This is a genomic window from Streptococcus infantis, assembly GCF_047465185.1.
Classification (GTDB): domain Bacteria; phylum Bacillota; class Bacilli; order Lactobacillales; family Streptococcaceae; genus Streptococcus; species Streptococcus infantis_O.
Genome location: NZ_JASHAJ010000001.1, coordinates 570,027 through 588,186, shown reverse-complemented (window position 1 = coordinate 588,186; position 18,160 = coordinate 570,027). Strand labels below are relative to the sequence as shown.

Annotated in this window: 18 protein-coding genes, 1 tRNA gene and 1 riboswitch; of the genes, 14 read left to right on the top strand and 5 right to left on the bottom strand. The window is 36.1% G+C overall.

Going from position 1 to position 18,160, the window contains the following annotated elements; translation table 11 throughout:
- The first annotated feature begins 119 nt into the window (after positions 1-119).
- From mutY to QM382_RS02955, 4 genes are all read left to right on the top strand, one after another.
- Positions 120-1,277 (top strand): A/G-specific adenine glycosylase, encoded by a 1,158-nt coding sequence (gene mutY / locus QM382_RS02970; RefSeq protein WP_414272386.1) that lies wholly within the window; start codon positions 120-122, stop codon positions 1,275-1,277.
- Positions 1,278-1,344: 67 nt separating this feature from the next.
- Positions 1,345-2,049 carry a response regulator YycF gene (gene yycF / locus QM382_RS02965; RefSeq protein WP_235084093.1) on the top strand — a complete coding sequence of 235 codons (705 nt, stop codon included), beginning with the start codon at positions 1,345-1,347 and terminating at the stop codon, positions 2,047-2,049.
- Positions 2,042-3,400 (top strand): cell wall metabolism sensor histidine kinase VicK, encoded by a 1,359-nt coding sequence (gene vicK, locus QM382_RS02960; protein WP_414272385.1) that lies wholly within the window; start codon positions 2,042-2,044, stop codon positions 3,398-3,400. The genes yycF and vicK overlap by 8 nt, the downstream gene beginning before the upstream one ends.
- On the top strand, positions 3,393-4,202 hold the full coding sequence (locus QM382_RS02955; protein ID WP_414272384.1) for an MBL fold metallo-hydrolase: 810 nt from the start codon (positions 3,393-3,395) through the stop codon (positions 4,200-4,202). Before vicK ends, QM382_RS02955 begins: the two co-directional genes overlap by 8 nt.
- Before the next feature lie 32 nt (positions 4,203-4,234).
- Here QM382_RS02955 and QM382_RS02950 read toward each other — a convergent pair whose 3' ends face one another.
- Together QM382_RS02950 and QM382_RS02945 are read right to left on the bottom strand one after the other, a co-directional pair.
- Positions 4,235-4,582, bottom strand: coding sequence for a thioredoxin (locus QM382_RS02950; RefSeq protein ID WP_414272383.1), 348 nt, complete (start codon positions 4,580-4,582; stop codon positions 4,235-4,237).
- Positions 4,583-4,692: 110 nt separating this feature from the next.
- Positions 4,693-6,411: a phospho-sugar mutase gene (locus QM382_RS02945; RefSeq protein WP_414272382.1), complete on the bottom strand. Its 1,719-nt coding sequence runs from the start codon at positions 6,409-6,411 to the stop codon at positions 4,693-4,695.
- 244 nt (positions 6,412-6,655) lie between these two features.
- Here QM382_RS02945 and QM382_RS02940 point away from each other — a divergent pair, with 244 nt between their 5' ends.
- Together QM382_RS02940 and QM382_RS02935 are read left to right on the top strand one after the other, a co-directional pair.
- Entirely contained in the window at positions 6,656-7,882 is a 1,227-nt protein-coding gene (locus QM382_RS02940; RefSeq protein ID WP_414272381.1) for a DUF4352 domain-containing protein, read from the top strand.
- 79 nt (positions 7,883-7,961) lie between these two features.
- Positions 7,962-9,869 (top strand): ABC-F family ATP-binding cassette domain-containing protein, encoded by a 1,908-nt coding sequence (locus QM382_RS02935; protein WP_414272380.1) that lies wholly within the window; start codon positions 7,962-7,964, stop codon positions 9,867-9,869.
- Between the two features lie 40 nt (positions 9,870-9,909).
- On the opposite strand, the gene QM382_RS02930 is transcribed toward QM382_RS02935, so the two are convergent.
- From QM382_RS02930 to QM382_RS02920, 3 genes are all read right to left on the bottom strand, one after another.
- A tRNA-Arg gene (locus tag QM382_RS02930) sits at positions 9,910-9,981 on the bottom strand.
- 104 nt (positions 9,982-10,085) lie between these two features.
- A complete protein-coding gene (gene mscL, locus QM382_RS02925; protein ID WP_414272379.1) occupies positions 10,086-10,463 on the bottom strand; it encodes a large conductance mechanosensitive channel protein MscL in 378 nt (125 codons plus the stop codon).
- 70 nt (positions 10,464-10,533) lie between these two features.
- On the bottom strand, positions 10,534-10,968 hold the full coding sequence (locus QM382_RS02920) for a GtrA family protein (RefSeq protein ID WP_178895089.1): 435 nt from the start codon (positions 10,966-10,968) through the stop codon (positions 10,534-10,536).
- 28 nt (positions 10,969-10,996) lie between these two features.
- Positions 10,997-11,094: riboswitch (PreQ1 riboswitch) on the top strand.
- On the opposite strand from QM382_RS02920, the gene QM382_RS02915 reads away from it, so the two are divergent.
- The 8 genes from QM382_RS02915 (at position 11,092) to QM382_RS02880 (ending at position 18,154) form a co-directional block, all read left to right on the top strand.
- A complete protein-coding gene (locus QM382_RS02915) occupies positions 11,092-11,601 on the top strand; it encodes a QueT transporter family protein (protein WP_004252705.1) in 510 nt (169 codons plus the stop codon). (Overlaps the previous riboswitch by 3 nt.)
- 117 nt (positions 11,602-11,718) lie before the next feature.
- Positions 11,719-12,135, top strand: coding sequence for a hypothetical protein (locus QM382_RS02910; protein WP_414272378.1), 417 nt, complete (start codon positions 11,719-11,721; stop codon positions 12,133-12,135).
- Between the two features lie 66 nt (positions 12,136-12,201).
- Positions 12,202-12,840, top strand: a complete 639-nt coding sequence (locus tag QM382_RS02905; RefSeq protein WP_414272377.1) for a hypothetical protein — start codon at positions 12,202-12,204, stop codon at positions 12,838-12,840.
- Positions 12,841-12,910: 70 nt separating this feature from the next.
- Positions 12,911-13,708, top strand: coding sequence for a formate/nitrite transporter family protein (locus QM382_RS02900; RefSeq protein WP_303405203.1), 798 nt, complete (start codon positions 12,911-12,913; stop codon positions 13,706-13,708).
- Between the two features lie 255 nt (positions 13,709-13,963).
- A complete protein-coding gene (locus tag QM382_RS02895) occupies positions 13,964-14,761 on the top strand; it encodes a formate/nitrite transporter family protein (protein WP_414272376.1) in 798 nt (265 codons plus the stop codon).
- Between the two features lie 80 nt (positions 14,762-14,841).
- On the top strand, positions 14,842-16,113 hold the full coding sequence (locus QM382_RS02890) for a DUF2130 domain-containing protein (RefSeq protein ID WP_414272375.1): 1,272 nt from the start codon (positions 14,842-14,844) through the stop codon (positions 16,111-16,113).
- A 138-nt stretch (positions 16,114-16,251) separates the two neighbouring features.
- Positions 16,252-17,364: a glutamyl-tRNA amidotransferase gene (locus tag QM382_RS02885; protein WP_414272374.1), complete on the top strand. Its 1,113-nt coding sequence runs from the start codon at positions 16,252-16,254 to the stop codon at positions 17,362-17,364.
- Positions 17,357-18,154 (top strand): hypothetical protein, encoded by a 798-nt coding sequence (locus QM382_RS02880; protein ID WP_414272464.1) that lies wholly within the window; start codon positions 17,357-17,359, stop codon positions 18,152-18,154. Before QM382_RS02885 ends, QM382_RS02880 begins: the two co-directional genes overlap by 8 nt.
- Positions 18,155-18,160 lie beyond the last annotated feature (6 nt).

The following is an 18,160-nucleotide window of genomic DNA, read 5'->3' as shown; positions in this document are numbered from 1 at the left end:
GAAAACAACAGAAAGAGTAGAGATATGTCTGATAGTCAGGTATGATAAGAGAGTCGATACTAAAACAAGGATAATTTTCATTTTTTGAGTATCCTATAAGGATATGCTATACTAGATATATGTTAGATTTGGAGAAATATGGCGTGTCCATGTGGGAAGAGGAGAGGATTCTCTCTTTTAGGAAAAAGTTATTGGCTTGGTATGACGAAAATAAGCGAGATTTACCTTGGAGAAGGAACAAGAATCCCTATCATATCTGGGTGTCTGAAATCATGTTGCAGCAAACAAGAGTTGATACAGTCATTCCTTATTATAAACGGTTTCTAGAATGGTTTCCGACTGTAGAGAGTTTAGCAATCGCACCTGAAGAACGTTTATTAAAAGCATGGGAAGGACTGGGTTATTATTCTCGTGTTCGTAATATGCAAATAGCAGCCCAGCAGATTATGAATGAGTTTAATGGAAAATTTCCTTCAACTTACGAAGGTATTTCAAGCTTGAAAGGGATAGGCCCCTATACAGCTGGGGCTATTGCAAGTATTGCCTTTAATCTACCACAACCAGCAGTTGATGGGAATGTCATGCGTGTTTTGGCTCGTCTATTTGAAGTCAATTATGATATTGGAAATCCAAGCAATCGCAAGATATTTCAAGCTATGATGGAAATCTTGATTGACCCAAATCGTCCAGGGGATTTCAATCAGGCTTTGATGGATTTGGGTTCAGATATTGAGGCACCCGTTAACCCGAGGCCAGAAGATAGTCCAGTTAAAGATTTTAGTGCTGCCTATCAAAATGGAACAATGGATCGCTATCCTATTAAAGCGCCAAAGAAAAAACCAGTTCCTATATTTCTAAATGCTTTAGTTGTGCAAAATGGCAGAGGACAGTTTTTACTAGAAAAGAATGAAAGTGAGAAGCTACTTGCTGGATTTTGGCATTTCCCCTTGATTGAGGTAGATGAATTTTCAAAAGATGAAGAACTAAATCTCTTTAATCAGGTTGCTGAACCATCCATGCAACTTGGTCCATCACCTCAAGAAAGTTTTGAGCAGGATTATGATTTAGAAGTTGACTGGCAGGATAGTGATTTCAAAGAAGTGAAGCATATCTTTAGCCATCGAAAGTGGCATGTACGAATCCTAGCGGGACAAGTAGTTGATAGTAAAGAGTATAGCGACAAAGAAGTTGTTTGGTTAACTCCAGATGAGTTTGACCTCTATCCACTAGCAAAACCTCAACAAAAAATTTGGCAAGAGTATTCAAAAAGATGCTGACACACCAGTCTTTCGTGTCTTCTTTGCATTTTTTTGGTATAATTGATATAAGGAAAAAGGTGACTATATGAAAAAAATATTGATTGTAGATGATGAAAAACCAATCTCAGATATTATTAAGTTTAATATGACCAAGGAAGGCTATGAAGTTGTTACAGCCTTTAATGGACGTGAAGCGATTGAACTGTTTGAAGCTGAAAAACCTGATATTATTATTTTGGACTTGATGCTTCCAGAAATTGATGGTCTTGAAGTGGCTAAAACAATTCGCAAGACAAGCAGTGTTCCGATTATCATGCTTTCAGCAAAAGACAGTGAGTTTGATAAGGTTATTGGTCTTGAACTTGGCGCGGATGATTATGTGACCAAGCCATTTTCAAACCGTGAGCTACAAGCGCGTGTTAAGGCTCTTCTTCGTCGTACTGATTTAATAGCAGTGGAGAACCAAGAAGAAGATACAAAGTTACAAAGTCTTCAAATTGGGGATTTAGAGATTCTTCCAGATGCTTATGTAGCCAAAAAATATGGAGAAGAATTGGACTTAACTCACAGAGAGTTTGAGTTGTTGCATCACTTAGCTTCTCATCTTGGTCAAGTTATTACCCGTGAACATCTCCTTGAGACTGTTTGGGGTTATGATTATTTTGGTGATGTTCGTACTGTCGATGTCACTATTAGACGTCTACGTGAGAAGATTGAAGACACACCAAGTAGACCTGAATATATCTTAACTCGTCGTGGTGTTGGTTATTACATGAGAAATAATGATTGAAGTAATTAGACAAACAATTTTAACCAGAGATTTCGTCTTTGTACTCATTTTAATTGGTTTTATCATGCTTGTTAGCTTTCTCTTGCTTGAAGGCCGTAGAGATAATATCCGACTCAAACAGTTAAATCAAAAGATTAAAGATTTAATTGCTGGTGATTATTCTCAAGTACTGGATATGCAGGGGAATACTGAAATCACTAACATTACGAATAACTTAAATGATTTGTCTGAAGTTATTCGTCTAACTCAGGAAAACCTTGAGCAGGAAAGTAAAAGATTGCATAGTATTTTGTCATATATGACAGATGGGGTTCTTGCAACAAATCGTCGTGGTCAAATCACGATGATTAACGATATGGCTAAGAGGCAACTTGGGGTCGTAAGTGATGAAGCATTAAATCAGAATATTCTTGAGTTGCTTAAGATTGAAGATGAGTACGAGCTTAGAGACTTAATTACTCAAAGTCCTGAATTGATGATTTATTCCCAAAATGTAAATGGGGAGTATATTAGTTTGCGTGTGCGTTTTGCCTTGATTCGTAGAGAGTCTGGCTTTATCTCCGGTTTGGTAGCAGTTCTACATGATACGACTGAACAAGAGAAGGAAGAGCGCGAGAGAAGACTTTTCGTTTCAAACGTTAGTCATGAATTGCGAACTCCATTGACCAGTGTAAAATCTTATCTTGAGGCCTTGGATGAGGGTGCATTATATGAACCTGTTGCTCCTGATTTTATCAAAGTATCTTTAGATGAGACCAACCGTATGATGCGAATGGTGACGGACCTCTTGCATCTTTCGCGTATTGATAATGCAACTAGCCATTTAGATGTTGAATTGATTAACTTTACAGCTTTCATTACGTTTATCCTAAACCGTTTCGATAAGATACGAGCCCAGGATCAAGAAAAGAAATACGAGTTGGTTCGTGATTATCCCATTACATCGGTCTGGATTGAAATTGATACAGACAAGATGACTCAGGTAATCGATAATATTCTTAACAATGCCATCAAGTATTCCCCTGATGGTGGGAAAATTACGGTTAGCATGAAAACCACTGATGACCAGATGATTTTATCCATTTCTGATCAAGGACTTGGAATTCCTAAAGAAGATTTACCGAAGATTTTTGACCGTTTCTACAGGGTTGATAAGGCTAGAAGTCGTGCCCAAGGTGGGACTGGTTTAGGTCTTGCTATAGCAAAAGAAATCATCAAGCAACACAATGGATTTATCTGGGCCAAGAGTGAATATGGCAAGGGTTCAACCTTTACCATTGTTCTTCCTTATGATAATGATGCTGTGAAAGAAGAAGTATGGGAGGATGAAGTAGAAGACAAGAATGAGTGAAAAAGGCTTTAAATATAGTATTTTAGCATCGGGTTCTAGTGGAAATTCCTTCTATCTAGAAACCCCTAAGAAAAAGATTTTAGTAGATGCAGGCTTATCCGGTAAAAAGATTACAAGTTTGTTGGGTGAAATCAATCGTAAACCAGAGGATTTGGATGCTATCTTGATAACGCATGAACATGCTGACCATATCCACGGTGTTGGTGTTTTGGCCCGTAAGTATGGCATGGATCTTTACGCAAATGAAAAGACCTGGCAAGCCATGGAAAATAGTAAGTATCTAGGCAATGTTGATTCTTCTCAAAAACATATCTTTGAAATGGGAAAAACTAAAATATTTGGAGATATCGACATTGAGAGTTTTGGAGTTAGCCATGATGCAGTTGCTCCCCAATTCTATCGTTTTATGAAGGATGACAAGAGCTTTGTTATGCTGACGGATACAGGCTATGTTAGTGATCGTATGGCTGGCATTGTCGAGAATGCAGATGGTTACCTGATTGAGTCTAATCACGATGTGGAAATCCTGAGAGCTGGATCTTATGCTTGGCGACTCAAACAACGCATCCTGTCTGACCTTGGTCACCTTTCGAATGAAGATGGTGCAGATGCCATGATTCGTACACTAGGTAATCGTACCAAGAAGATTTACCTAGGACATCTATCTAAAGAGAATAATATCAAGGAGCTAGCCCACATGACCATGGTCAATCAGTTAGCTCAAGCAGATTTAGGAGTAGGAGTGGATTTTCAAGTTTACGATACATCTCCAGACACTGCAACTCCACTCACAGACATATAAAAAAGAAGGCAGAAGCCTTCTTTTTTATATGTTTACAATCCAGCAAATTCTTTGATTTCTTGAGCTGACATTGAAGAGTCGCAACGAACCTTAATCTCTCCATTTTCAACATGAACAAAACCTGGTACAGTTGGGATTTCGTAACGTGAGCGGAAGTCTTGCAAGGCATCTAGTTGACTTGGTTCTTCGCTGTTAATGAAGTAGATATGTGCTTTAGTTTCAGAAAGCACACCAGCCAATGTGCCAGCAAATTTACGGCAGTAAGGGCAAGTTTTGCGGCCGATAAAGAATGTAGCAGTTTCTTTTTTATCAAGAGCTTCTTGGGCACGCGTAACAGTGGTAACTTCAAGATCTTTAATATTTTCTAAAAATTGTTCCATGAGTTTTCCTCGCTTTCTTTTAAATCTAGTATGCCATAAAGTCTTTAAAAATGCTTAGATTTGATACGAAAAAAAGATGAGATAGGTTTATCTCATCTTTTTATAGTTGCTTATTTAACAAAGGCATTTATTTCAGCTTCGATGTTAGCAATCTTAGCTTGTGAATCTTCGTTGCTTTCACCTACAACAGCAATGTAGAATTTGATTTTTGGTTCTGTACCAGAAGGACGAACTGCAATCCATGAACCATCTGCTAGAGTGTATTTCAATACATCACTTGGAGGAGTCGTCAAAGCTGTAACAGTTCCATCTGCAGCAGTAGAAGTTTGCGCTTTGAAATCTTCAACAACTGAGATAGCTGTTCCATTCCAGTCTTTAGGAGCATTATTTCGGAATTTAGCCATGATAGCCTTAATTTGCTCAGCTCCATCAACACCTGAAAGGGTAACAGAAATAGTCTTTTCAGCATAGTAGCCGTATTCTTTGTAGATTTCTTCGATACCGTCAGCAAGAGTCAACCCACGTGAACGGTAGTAGGCAGCAAGCTCAGCAACTACAAGAACGGCTTGGATAGCATCTTTATCACGTACGAATGGTTTAATCAAGTAACCGAAGCTTTCTTCAAATCCCATCATGTAAGTGTGATTGTGTTTTTCTTCGAATTCTTGGATTTTTTCAGCGATAAATTTGAAACCAGTCAAAACGTTGAACATGGTTGCGCCGTAACTTTCAGCAATCTTAGTAACCAAGTCAGTTGAAACGATAGATTTGCAGAGAGCAGCGTTTTCTGGAAGAGTTCCAGCATTTTTGTGAGCTTCCAAGATGTATTTAGCCATGATAGCACCGATTTGGTTCCCTGAAAGGTTAAGGTAGCTACCGTCTTTTTGAAGAACTTCGACACCAACGCGGTCAGCGTCAGGGTCAGTTGCGACAAGAACATCAGCACCTACTTGGCGACCAAGTTCTTCAGCAAGAGCAAAGGCTGCTTGATTTTCTGGGTTTGGAGATTTCACAGTAGAGAAGTCTGGATCTGGTGTTGCTTGAGCTTCCACGACTTGTACAGAGTCAAATCCTGCTTGAGCAAGAGCACGACGAGCCAACATTTCACCAGTACCATGAAGTGGAGTGTAAACAATTTTCATGTCCTTACCAAATTCTTCAATCAAGGCAGGGTTGATATTTACATCTTTAACTTCTTTGAGGTATTCGGTATCGACTGCTTCGCCAATAACTTCAATCAAACCAGATGCTTTTTCTGCTTCTACATCAGCAACTTCAACAGCAAATGGATTTTCGATAGCACGGATGTAGCTAGTCAAAGCGTCCGCATCATGTGGAGGCATTTGGCCACCATCTTCTCCGTAAACCTTGTAACCATTAAATGGAGCAGGGTTGTGGCTGGCCGTAATCATGATACCTGCGAAGCAGTTGAGGTGACGAACAGCAAATGAAAGTTCTGGAGTTGGACGGAGACTTTCAAAGACATATGATTTAATACCGTGTTTGGCAAGAACGGATGCTGATTCAAAGGCAAATTCTGGAGAGAAGTGACGGCTATCGTACGCGATGGCTACACCACGTTCTTTTTCATTTCCACCTTTAGATTCGATCAAACGAGCTAAACCTTCAGTTGCTTGACGAACTACATAGATGTTAATACGGTTTGTACCTGCACCAATCAATCCGCGCATACCGGCAGTACCGAATTCAAGGTTTGTGTAGAAGGCGTCTTCTTTTGTTTTTTCATCCATGCTTTCCAAATCACGACGAAGGTAATCTGGTAGGTCAGCAAAATCAGCCCATTTTTGGAAGTTTTCTTGATAAGTCATTGAAATTCTCCTTTTTTGTTATTAGTATTAACCGTTTACATTATAGCATTTTTTAAAGTTTTAGTAAAACGTTAGCATGACCAAAATATATGAATTTTAAAAATTTAATCAAATATAAGAAACAGATTGAAATTGTCATTTTTATAATAATTTACAATATTTTTAAAGCGATTTCTTGTTTCTGTTTTGAAAATTTTTGACTGTATGGTGCAATTTAATAAATAAAAAAAGGAGATTTTCTATTATGAAAAAAGTTCTTAAGCATTCTGCTTTAGTTTTGACTGCTTTAGCATTGGTAGCTTGTGGAAATAGTAAGAAAGCAAGTGATAATGGTACTGTATCTAACTCAAACTTTGAAGTTTCTGTTAAAGACGGTATGTATGTCCTTCCTAAAGATGAAGATTCATCATCACACTATCTTGCTCTTCAAGTAGAAATTAAAAATAATCGTGATAAACAGTTTAGTTTTACTAGCCAAGATATCGCGCTTTATAACGAAAAAGATGAAAAAGTTGAACCGATTCAAATTTATGAGTCAGACAGTAAAACAAAATTTATGTCATACGGAGATAGCCTCTCTAAAGGCAAGAGTGTTGCTGGTTATGTAGTTTATGAAGTTAATAAAGATTCTAAATATGAACTTCACTTTGCGCCAAGCTTTTACGACGATGTAAAAGAAAATCAAAAAGGTAAAAATGATGTAGCTATCAAGGTTGACCCAAGTCAATACGAAGACACTATTGATGAAGCTAAGGAAGCTATGAAAAATTATGTTGATGCTGTTTACCTAGATGGTGAAAACACTGGTGGTGCATCAAATGTAAGCTTCACTAATGATAAAACTCAAATCGTTGCACTTGAAGATAAGAAATCAGCCGATAAGAAATCAGACGATAAGAAATCTGATGATAAGAAATCAGACGATAAGAAGTCAGATGATAAAAAATCTTCAAGCTCTTCTGATCTTATTACAAACGACGTGAAGGTTGACAGAGAAGAATTTATCAAGAAATTCATCGAGTCATTCGGTAAAGGATTCTACAACTACAAACCATCTGATTCTGAACTTCGTACATTCGCAGAAGCATATATCAAAGCAAATGCAAAACGAGCAAAAGTTGATTATAAAGTAAAAACTTATTTACCAGACTATGCTGTTATCTACGTAAGACCAGAAACAATCGACTTGGATAACTTGAATGTCCATGAATTGAGCCGTAAATTCTATGAAGAAAACAAAGGTAAATACAGTAACTACTCAGAAGCTATGAAAGCTGGTGAGAAGTATATTCTAGAAAATGCACCAAGTCAATTTGATTCAACACCTCTCGATACTAGCGACAATATGCAAAAAGAAGGTTACGAAATCAAGATGACCAAGAAAGACGGTAAATGGACAATTGACACATCTTCTAAGAACTATAACTTAAAAGATATGGCACGTACATTCCGTGGTGGTATCGGTTATTAATATCTAAAAGTTCGAGTTTAAAGCTCGAACTTTTTTTATTTGAATTGTTAAAAATAGAAAAAGATAGTAAAATAGTTACATGATTATTTTACAAGCTAATAAAATCGAACGTTCTTTTGCAGGCGATGTTCTATTTGAAAATATTAATCTACAAGTAGATGAAAGAGACCGTATTGCTCTCGTTGGGAAAAATGGAGCAGGTAAGTCGACACTATTAAAGATATTAGTCGGGGAAGAAGAACCAACTTCGGGTGAGATTAATAAGAAAAAAGATATTTCCCTTTCTTACTTAGCACAGGATAGTCGATTTGAGTCGTCCAATACTATCTACGATGAGATGCTCCATGTCTTTGACGATCTCAGAAAGACCGAGAAAACTTTGCGGCAGATGGAGCTTGCGATGGGGGAAAAAACTGGGGCTGACTTAGAAAAACTCATGCAGGATTATGATCGTCTATCAGAAGAATTCCGTCAGGCAGGAGGCTTTACTTACGAAGCGGATATTAGGGCTATCCTCAACGGCTTCAAGTTCGATGAGTCTATGTGGCAGATGAAGATTGCAGAGCTCTCTGGAGGTCAAAATACTAGATTAGCACTTGCAAAAATGCTCCTTGAAAAACCAAATCTTTTGGTTTTGGACGAGCCGACTAACCACTTGGATATTGAAACCATCGCCTGGTTAGAAAACTATCTGGTTAATTACAGTGGTGCCTTGTTAATTGTTAGTCACGACCGTTATTTCCTCGATAAGGTAGCAACCATAACGCTCGACTTAACCAAACATTCTTTAGATAGATACGTAGGAAACTACTCAAGCTTTGTGGAACAGAAGGAGCAGAAACTTGCAACGGAGGCAAAAAACTACGAAAAGCAACAGAAGGAAATTGCTGCTTTGGAAGACTTCGTCAATCGGAATCTCGTTCGAGCCTCAACAACAAAGCGGGCGCAATCTCGACGGAAACAACTAGAAAAGATGGAGCGATTAGACAAGCCTGAAGTTGGAACTAAATCAGCTAATATGACTTTTCATTCTGATAAAACATCTGGAAATATTGTTCTGACAGTTGAGAATGCTGCTATTGGCTATGATGGAGAAATCTTATCAGAGCCTATCAACCTCGACCTTCGTAAGATGAATGCAGTAGCGATTGTAGGTCCTAATGGTATTGGTAAGACGACCTTTATCAAGTCTATTGTTGATCAGATTCCTTTTATAAAGGGTGAGAAGCGTTTCGGTGCAAATGTTGAAGTTGGCTACTATGATCAAACACAAAGCAAGCTTACACCAAGCAATACAGTTTTAGATGAACTTTGGAATGATTTTAGATTGACGCCAGAAGTTGAAATCCGTAATCGTTTAGGTGCATTTCTTTTCTCAGGGGACGATGTTAAGAAATCAGTTGGTATGCTTTCAGGTGGAGAGAAAGCTCGCTTGCTCTTAGCTAAACTTTCTATGGAAAACAATAACTTCCTGATTCTCGACGAGCCGACAAACCACTTGGACATCGATAGCAAGGAAGTCTTGGAAAATGCTTTGATTGACTTTGATGGGACTTTACTTTTTGTCAGCCATGACCGTTATTTTATCAACCGAGTAGCCACTCATGTTTTGGAATTATCCGAAAGCGGATCGACCCTTTATCTGGGTGATTATGACTATTATGTCGAAAAGAAAGCAGAACTAGAAGCTAGCCAAGCAGAAGAGGATTTAACTGAAAATAAAGAGAAGGAAACTTCTCCAGTTAATGATTATCAAGCTCAAAAAGAGAGTCAAAAAGAACTTCGTAAGTTAATGAGACAAATCGAAAGTCTTGAGATAGAAATCGAAGAACTGGAAACTCAAGCCCAATCAATCTCTGAACAAATGCATACCACCAATGATGCGGATGAACTCATGCAATTACAAGCAGAACTGGATAAAATTAGCCAGCGACAGGAGGAAGCTATGCTGGAGTGGGAAGAGTTGTCGGAGAAAGTTTTAAAATAGAAAAAAGCAACAAGTTTGTTGCTTTTTTTGTTTACATATATCCACCCTGAGGGAATCGAACCCCCATCTCAAGAACCGGAATCTTACGTGATATCCATTACACTAAGGGTGGAAACTTTCATCATTATATCAAAAATAGGACTTTTACTCAAGACTAATATAAATATAAAAAGAATAAGAAAAAGGATTTAGCAATATCTAAACCCTTTTATATTTTTAGTTTTTTTCAAGAAGTGCTTTGATTTCTTGAAGAACTTCCAATTCAGTTGGACCAGCTGGAGTTGCTTCAACTTCTTCTTTCTTACGAAGGTTTTGAGCTTTCTCAATTCCTTTAACTACAAAGAAAAGAACAGTACCAACTACTACGAAGTTGATGATAGCGCTCAAGAAGTTACCGTAAGCAACACCGTTCCATGAAAGTTCAGCAATGCGGTCAACTTTCGCAGCTTTCAAAGCTGGGTTCAATAGTAGTGGAGTGATGATATCGTTAACGAATGAAGTTACGATAGCACCAAATGCAGTGGCGATGATCACACCGACAGCAAGGTCTACGACGTTACCACGGAGTAAAAATGCTTTAAGATCTTTTAACATTTTCTTTTTCCTTTCGAAATTTTTCAGTCTAGATTATATCGTAAATTTATATTGAATGCAAGAAAAGTGCTCATTTATTTTTAAAAACAAAAAGCTTGCTAAATAGGTAATTTAAAACGACAATTGTAACTTGAGCAAACCCTATTTCAATCGTATTAATTATATTAATATCATCACCTACAAATTGACCAATTATATGAGGAAACTTGGTAACAAAAATAAAGGTTAATGCCATATCAAGTAAGAAGGTAAAAAGTCTAGCTCCTGAGAATTTGATAAGTCGTCTAAACCAATTTGCTCGTTTTTGTTTAAAAACAATGGTGTCATTCGTGAAGAAAGCAAATAGAATACCTGTTATATTTCCTAAAGCAGTAGCGGTTAATTCTTGCTGTGTCAAGTAAAAAATAATCATGCGAGTTCCTACAGAAACAATAGTAGTAGCAACGCCGAAAAATAAATAAGACAAAATTTCATTATCGAAAAATTTTTTAATGTATCTTTTCATAAGATTAGTATAGCATAAAGCATTTAAATGTGCTATACTAATAAAGTTGACTTGCTCAACCCTTGGTGCTTAGCTTCTTTCACCAAGCATATTAGACGCGGGAGATCCGCTAAAGGAGAAAATATGAAAAAACTTACTGTCCGTGATTTGGCAGATATTGCCATTGTCGCAGCTATTTATGTGGTGTTGACAATCACTCCACCACTGAATGCCATCAGTTATGGCGCCTATCAGTTCCGTATATCTGAAATGATGAACTTCTTAGCTTTTTACAATCCTAAGTACATTATCGGGGTTACTCTTGGATGTATGATTGCTAATTTCTTCAGTTTTGGACTCATTGATGTCGCTGTAGGTGGAGGCTCAACTCTTGTCTTCCTTAGCTTAGGAGTTTGGTTGTTCAGTAAATATAGTAAAGACTATCTTTTTAATGGATTGATTCGTAAAGATCATTTCTTCTTTTCAATTCTATTTTCAATTTCAATGATCACCATTGCTGCTGAATTAAACATCGTAGCAGAAGCACCTTTCTTCTTTACCTGGTTCACTACTGGTATCGGAGAATTCGCTTCACTAATTGTCGGTGCCATTATCATTGGTAAAATTGGTCAACGTATTGATTTGACTAGATAAAGATATCACATGAAATATTATTGAAAAGGGCTGAACTTTGTTCAGTTTTTTTCTTTGTCCATGAACCTAGAAGCTCAACAAAAGTGGTATAATAAAGAAAAAAGGGATTATTTTAATATGTATGGTTATCGTATTTCAGTTTTTGAAGTCCTTTGGAAAAATCAGGTCATTAGATTTTTGTTAATTTTTTTAGCACTATTTTATTTCTATCTTTTTTTCCAAAGAGTTAAGACATCTTTAAAAAGTGGTGGGAGTATGTTGGATCCTTTTCATATTGCAAAGGGAAGATTATACATTCACACGATTATTCTTTTTAGAAAAAGGATTGTTCCTCTAGCTGAAATTAGACAGATTGATATTGATTACGTTCGAGGGAGAAGAATGAATGGGGACAGGTATCATCTGTACTTTACAAGGAAAGATGGAAAATCTTTTACTTTTCATTTTGGAAAAAGCAAAAGAAACGAGGAGTTATTGAAAAATCTTGCCAGTGTGGCCAAGAAGTGCCATATTAAAATCTATTATTATTATTAAGAGTCGATTGCTAAAATTGAATTGTTGTCACTTGTGACAATTGTCAAAGCCAGGAGAGTAGCTAATATGAATCAACTACAAGTAATAAGAGAAGATAAACAACTAAGAATTTTATTGATGCAAGAATGCGATATTCTCTTTTATGACCAGTTGAAAGAGGTTGAATTTTCTCAGAACAATGAAGTTTATTCTCTTTCGCCCATAGCCTTTGCTAAAGACGGTAGTGGGGGAGAATATGTAATTCTTGAGGATCAGAGTATAGGTTTTATAGGGAGTGAAGGCCAAGTTGGTCGGGTAGCAGAAAGCCTTGATGAATTGCTTACTTTCTTACTTCATGCTGGTTCTATCTCAGACTTTTCCTGTTGTTTGCTCTATCAAAACAAGGATTTGTTGTCAAAATTCTGTCAGGGATTTATTTACAAAGCACGAGAAAACTACCAGTCAAAAGGTGAATTGTGGGATAAAGTGAGAGCCGGACTCGCACAAGAGTTGGGACTTGAATTTCAGCCAGAGAAACTGCAAGAGTTAGCCTTCAATTTTTATCAATCAGCGATAAGAACTCCACTATTCACTTGTAAATATGGTCATGGTGAGAATGAATATATCTGCGATTCTGTTTTATCAGATATTGTCGGCTTGTGGCTTTCAGAGCTGGTAGGATTGACTGCAGAAGAAATTGAAGCTTTTGCTAACATTCAAATGTAAAGAACAAGAATTTATTCCACTTAAAGTATTTTATGTTATAATGTTAACAGAGATATTTTAAGGAGTTTTTATGAGTTCTTCAGAGTTTATTTCGAAGATAGATTATTATTGTCATAAGAAAGAAAGTCTTTTTGATCAGAGTAAGTTTAAATATGCTATACGTTCAATGTTTGCAGGTGCCTTTTTAACCTTTAGCACCGCTGCAGGTGCGATTGGTGCAGATTTAATGAACACCATTGTACCAAGTTCAGGATATTTTCTATTTCCATTCGTATTTGCCTGGGGTCTTGTCTATATCGTTTTTTTGAATGCCGAATTAGTAACATCTAATATGATGTATTTAACTGCCGGAAGTTTTTTAAAGAAAATTTCCTGGAAAAAAACGATGCTGATTCTGCTTTACTGTACGCTATTTAATCTTATTGGAGCTTTGATTTCTGGATGGTTCTTTGCGAATTCTTCAGCATTTTCACATCTGACTCATGATAGTTTTTTACCAAAACTTGTAGCTAAGAAGTTGGCTCGTCCGAGCGAATTGGTTTTACTTGAAGGTATTCTTGCCAATGTGTTTGTTAATATCGCTATTTTGTCTTCAATCTTAGTCAAGGATGCGTCTGCAAAACTTTGGATTATATTGTCAGCAATTTCTATGTTTGTATTTTTATCAAACGAGCATATTGCTGCAAATTTTGCATCATTTAGTATTGTTAAATTTAGCATTGTTGCTAATGAAGTTCAGCATTTCGAAATCGCAAATATTCTCCGTCATTGGGGTGTCACTTTAGTTGCTAACTTAATAGGTGGTGGTTTCTTGATTGGATTACCATATGCCTTTTTAAATAAAAATGAAGAGACTTATGTAGACTAAAAATTATCAATTGAAGTGGGGAGAAATGCTAGGTTTCTCTCTTTTTATTTTAGTAAAAATTATATTAATTATAATAAATAGCTCTAGAAGTTCAGGAATTGTTTTCAGAGATATTTGAAGTGTAAAACCTTAAAACTAAAAGAGTGTAAACGATTCCGATATTTTTAAAAATTATTAGTGATTGATTTAGGAAAGCCTTCCCATTATATCGATTTTATGTTATAATATTCACAAATAAAAGTTTTAGGAGTTTATATGGTCTCATCAGAATTTATTTCAAAAATCGAATTTGCATGTAAGAAAAAGGAAAGTCTTTACAGTCAAAGTAAATTTAAATATGCAATTCGTTCAATGTTTGCAGGTGCTTTTTTAACTTTCAGTACAGCAGCAGGAGCTGTTGGTGCAGATTTGATTAATAAGATTGCACCAGGTAGTGGACGCTTCCTTTTCCCGTTTGTTTTCGCTTGGGGACTAGCTTATATTGTCTTCTTGAATGCTGAATTGGTAACATCTAACATGATGTTCTTGACAGCTGGTAGCTTTTTGAAAAAAATTAGCTGGAGAAAAACTGCTGAAATTCTTCTATATTGTACTTTCTTTAACTTAATTGGTGCGCTTATCGCTGGTTGGGGATTTGCTCATTCAGCAGCTTACGCTAATTTAACACATGATAGCTTTATTTCTGGAGTTGTTGAAATGAAATTAGCACGTTCAAATGAGTTAGTATTGCTTGAAGGTATCTTAGCAAATATTTTTGTAAACATTGCCATTCTTTCATTTGTTTTAGTTAAGGATGGTGGAGCAAAACTTTGGTTGGTTCTATCAGCCATTTACATGTTTGTATTCTTAACAAATGAGCACATCGCCGCAAACTTTGCTTCATTTGCAATTGTGAAGTTCAGTGTTGCTGCTGATTCAATCGCAAACTTCGGTATTGGAAATATTCTTCGTCACTGGGGGGTAACCTTTATTGGTAACTTTATAGGAGGTGGTCTACTGATTGGATTGCCTTATGCCTTCTTAAACAAGAACGAAGATACATACGTAGACTAAAAGTTGGATTGATTCCAACTTTTTCTTTTTGTTTTTCCATGCTATAATGAATGGAGAATAGTTTGATACAGAGGAAAATCATGAACGAAATTAAATGTCCAAATTGTGGGGAAGTTTTTACAGTTAATGAAAGCCAATATGCAGAGCTGATTTCTCAAGTTCGAACTGTAGAGTTTGATAAGGAATTGCATGAACGCATGAAGCAAGAGCTGGCCTTGGCTGAGCAAAAAGCCATGAATGAACAGCAGACAAAACTAGCGCAAAAAGACCAAAAAATTGCCCAGCTTCAAAGTCAAATTCAGAACTTTGATACCGAAAAGGAATTGGCTAAAAAGGAAGTGGAGCAAACTGCTGGCCAAAGTCTGCTAGAGAAAGAAAAAGAAGTTCAAGCACTTGAAAATCAACTAGCTACCTTACGTTTAGAGCATGAGAATCAACTGCAAAAGACACTGTCTGATCTAGAGAAAGAAAGAGATCAGGTTAAAAACCAGCTTCTTTTACAAGAAAAAGAAAACGAGCTTTCTCTGACTTCGGTTAAACAAAACTATGAAGCCCAACTTAAGGCAGCAAATGAGCAAGTTGAGTTTTACAAGAATTTCAAGGCTCAACAATCAACCAAGGCTATTGGAGAGAGTTTAGAGCAGTATGCGGAGAGTGAGTTTAACAAGGTTCGTAGCTTTGCCTTCCCTAATGCCTATTTCGAAAAGGATAACAAAGTCTCAGCTCGTGGCTCTAAAGGTGATTTTATCTTCCGTGACTTTGATGAAAATGGGCTAGAATTCATTTCCATCATGTTTGAGATGAAAAATGAAGCTGACGGGACTGAAAAGAAGCATAAGAATGCCGATTTCTACAAAGAGTTGGATAAGGATCGTCGTGAGAAGAACTGTGAGTATGCAGTTTTGGTAAGTATGCTTGAGGCTGATAATGACTACTTCAATACTGGAATTGTGGATGTTAGTCATGAGTATGAGAAGATGTATGTAGTGCGTCCTCAGTTCTTTATCCAACTGATTGGGCTCTTGCGTAATGCGGCTCTTAACTCTCTAAAATATAAGCAGGAGTTGGCGCTTATACGTGAGCAAAACATTGATATCACTCATTTTGAGGAAGATTTGGAAGCTTTCAAGGTAGCCTTTGCCAAAAACTACAATTCAGCTTCTGTTAACTTCGGTAAAGCCATTGATGAAATTGACAAGGCCATCAAACGCATGGAAGAAGTCAAGAAATTCCTAACCACATCCGAAAATCAACTCCGCCTAGCTAATAATAAGTTGGATGATGTATCAGTCAAAAAATTGACCCGTAAAAATCCAACAATGAAGGCTAAGTTTGATGCCTTGAAGGGGTAATGACCTTGACTATAAAAAGAACTCTAAAATTTACAGATGTCTATATTGCCTATTTACCATTAGTTGTTTTTTTACTCAATTTCTTATACGGCTTTTTGAACTTAGAAGGCTCAACAGTTTCTAACGAAAGTTCCAGATATGGCTTGTTTTTTTGGTGTAGTTGGCCTTATTCCAACTATTTTTGGCTATGCTTTTAGCTTTCTAGCCAATCTTATTGTAGGTATAACTTATGTAATAAAAGCAAAAAATCAAACGAAGTGTTTGATAGCATTCCTGTTGATTGGAAATGTTTTTTTAGCAACTTTTCTAATGTTTTTGCTAAGATTTAAAATGATCGTTTCCTTTGACTTTATAAAAGATCTGGATCTTTGGAGTTTTGTTTTTTTATTATTTTTATTTCCGTATTTAGATTGGATTTATCAAAAGGAAAACTATAAACCAAAATTAAGTCGTAATTTACTTATTATATTTTTGATTGGGATTTTTTCTCTACTTATAGGAAGTAGAATTCAAAGCCACTTTAGAAATAATGCTAAAGTTCAACAATTAAAAGAGTTTTATTCTTCTAGGGGAATGAATTATGATGTTGCTCTTAAAAGCGTAGAAATAGATAGTAACGTTTCAGATATTAGTATTTTTGAAGTATCGGATAATGGAATAACTATTCAAGTAGGTGCTAAGTACATTCATCAAAGATTAACAGAGGTCAGTTTCATTAATGAGAATTATGGTTTTAAAGAATTCTTGAGGCTTTCTGTATCGAGCCAAGAGGCACAGACAGTTCTGAATGATTTTAAATCAACTGTAGAAAGTGCAATACAAAAGAAAGGATATGATTTAGCAGTTATTGATGATAAAGAACAGCCATTGGCTAGCCCAGGTTTTCAAATATCACGTTCATTTAGAATCACTCCTTTTATTAAAGAAAAAGCAGTTCAAAATCAGAAGTCATCTAGTCCAGAAAAACAAGCATTTGGAGGATATGCAACAATTTCTCTTAAAGATTATATGAGAGAGGGAGCCCTTCGTTTATGTTTAAGACTTAGTGAAAGTGACAAATTGAAGTTAGAAGACATTGATTTTTCAAGACTTTCCGATGGACACTACATGATCAATAATGACTATTTTATAGTGAACAACGGAATGTATACAATAGTTGAAGATGAAGGTGATTTTGAAAATTTTTTACTGAGAGAATCTAGTAAACAATTTTATTTGGAGGATTTTTATAAAATTGAAAAGCTTGATTAAATTATTAGCAAATAAAGATGTAAAACTTCTTTATAATATTTGTATTCGATTATCTTCATATTTAGTAGTTGTTGCAGTTTATATAGCAATTTTGGGATTGTTTTTATTGTTTAAACAAAATATTATTGCAGTACGTTATCTGTTATTTTTGTCGGTATTATTTATAGTTATTGGCATCTTTTTAAATTTATTGACTTGGAAAGTTCTCCTATATTTGAAGGAGACTTTGATTGACTTTAAGAAATATCAATCTTTCTTTGAACACAGTGTTAGTCATTCCAATAAGTTTAATAAGAAATTCAATGAAGTAAGTTTTGAATTAATCACAGGAGAATTATCTTACCTCAGAGGAGATTTTTTATTAGCACTTAGTCAATATTCAAATATCAATCTTTCTAATATTTCTAAAAAAAATAGAAAAATATTTGAATTTAAGAAATTATATTATGAATTTCTATCTTCTATCCATCTTCAAGATGCGCAAGGTATTGCTTTCCTTGAGGAACAATTGTCCAAGGCTGCAGATTGTAAAGGTGGTAAGGCTAAATTCGTTGCACAAGCCCAAACCATAAAAGATATTGTGTTTAATAAAGAACCAAACGACTACTTCGATACAACTGAACCAGAAAATAAGCTAGCTCGAATCAAGTTCTCATATTACGGAGCTCTCAATGCTCAGCTAAAAGGAGATGAAGCTCGTGCCCGTAGTTTTTTCGAAAGTATCGCCCATGAAAATCCAGAGCTTTTCTATGTACAGGAAGCGCAGAAATATATAGGAGCAGAGAAATAAGAGAGT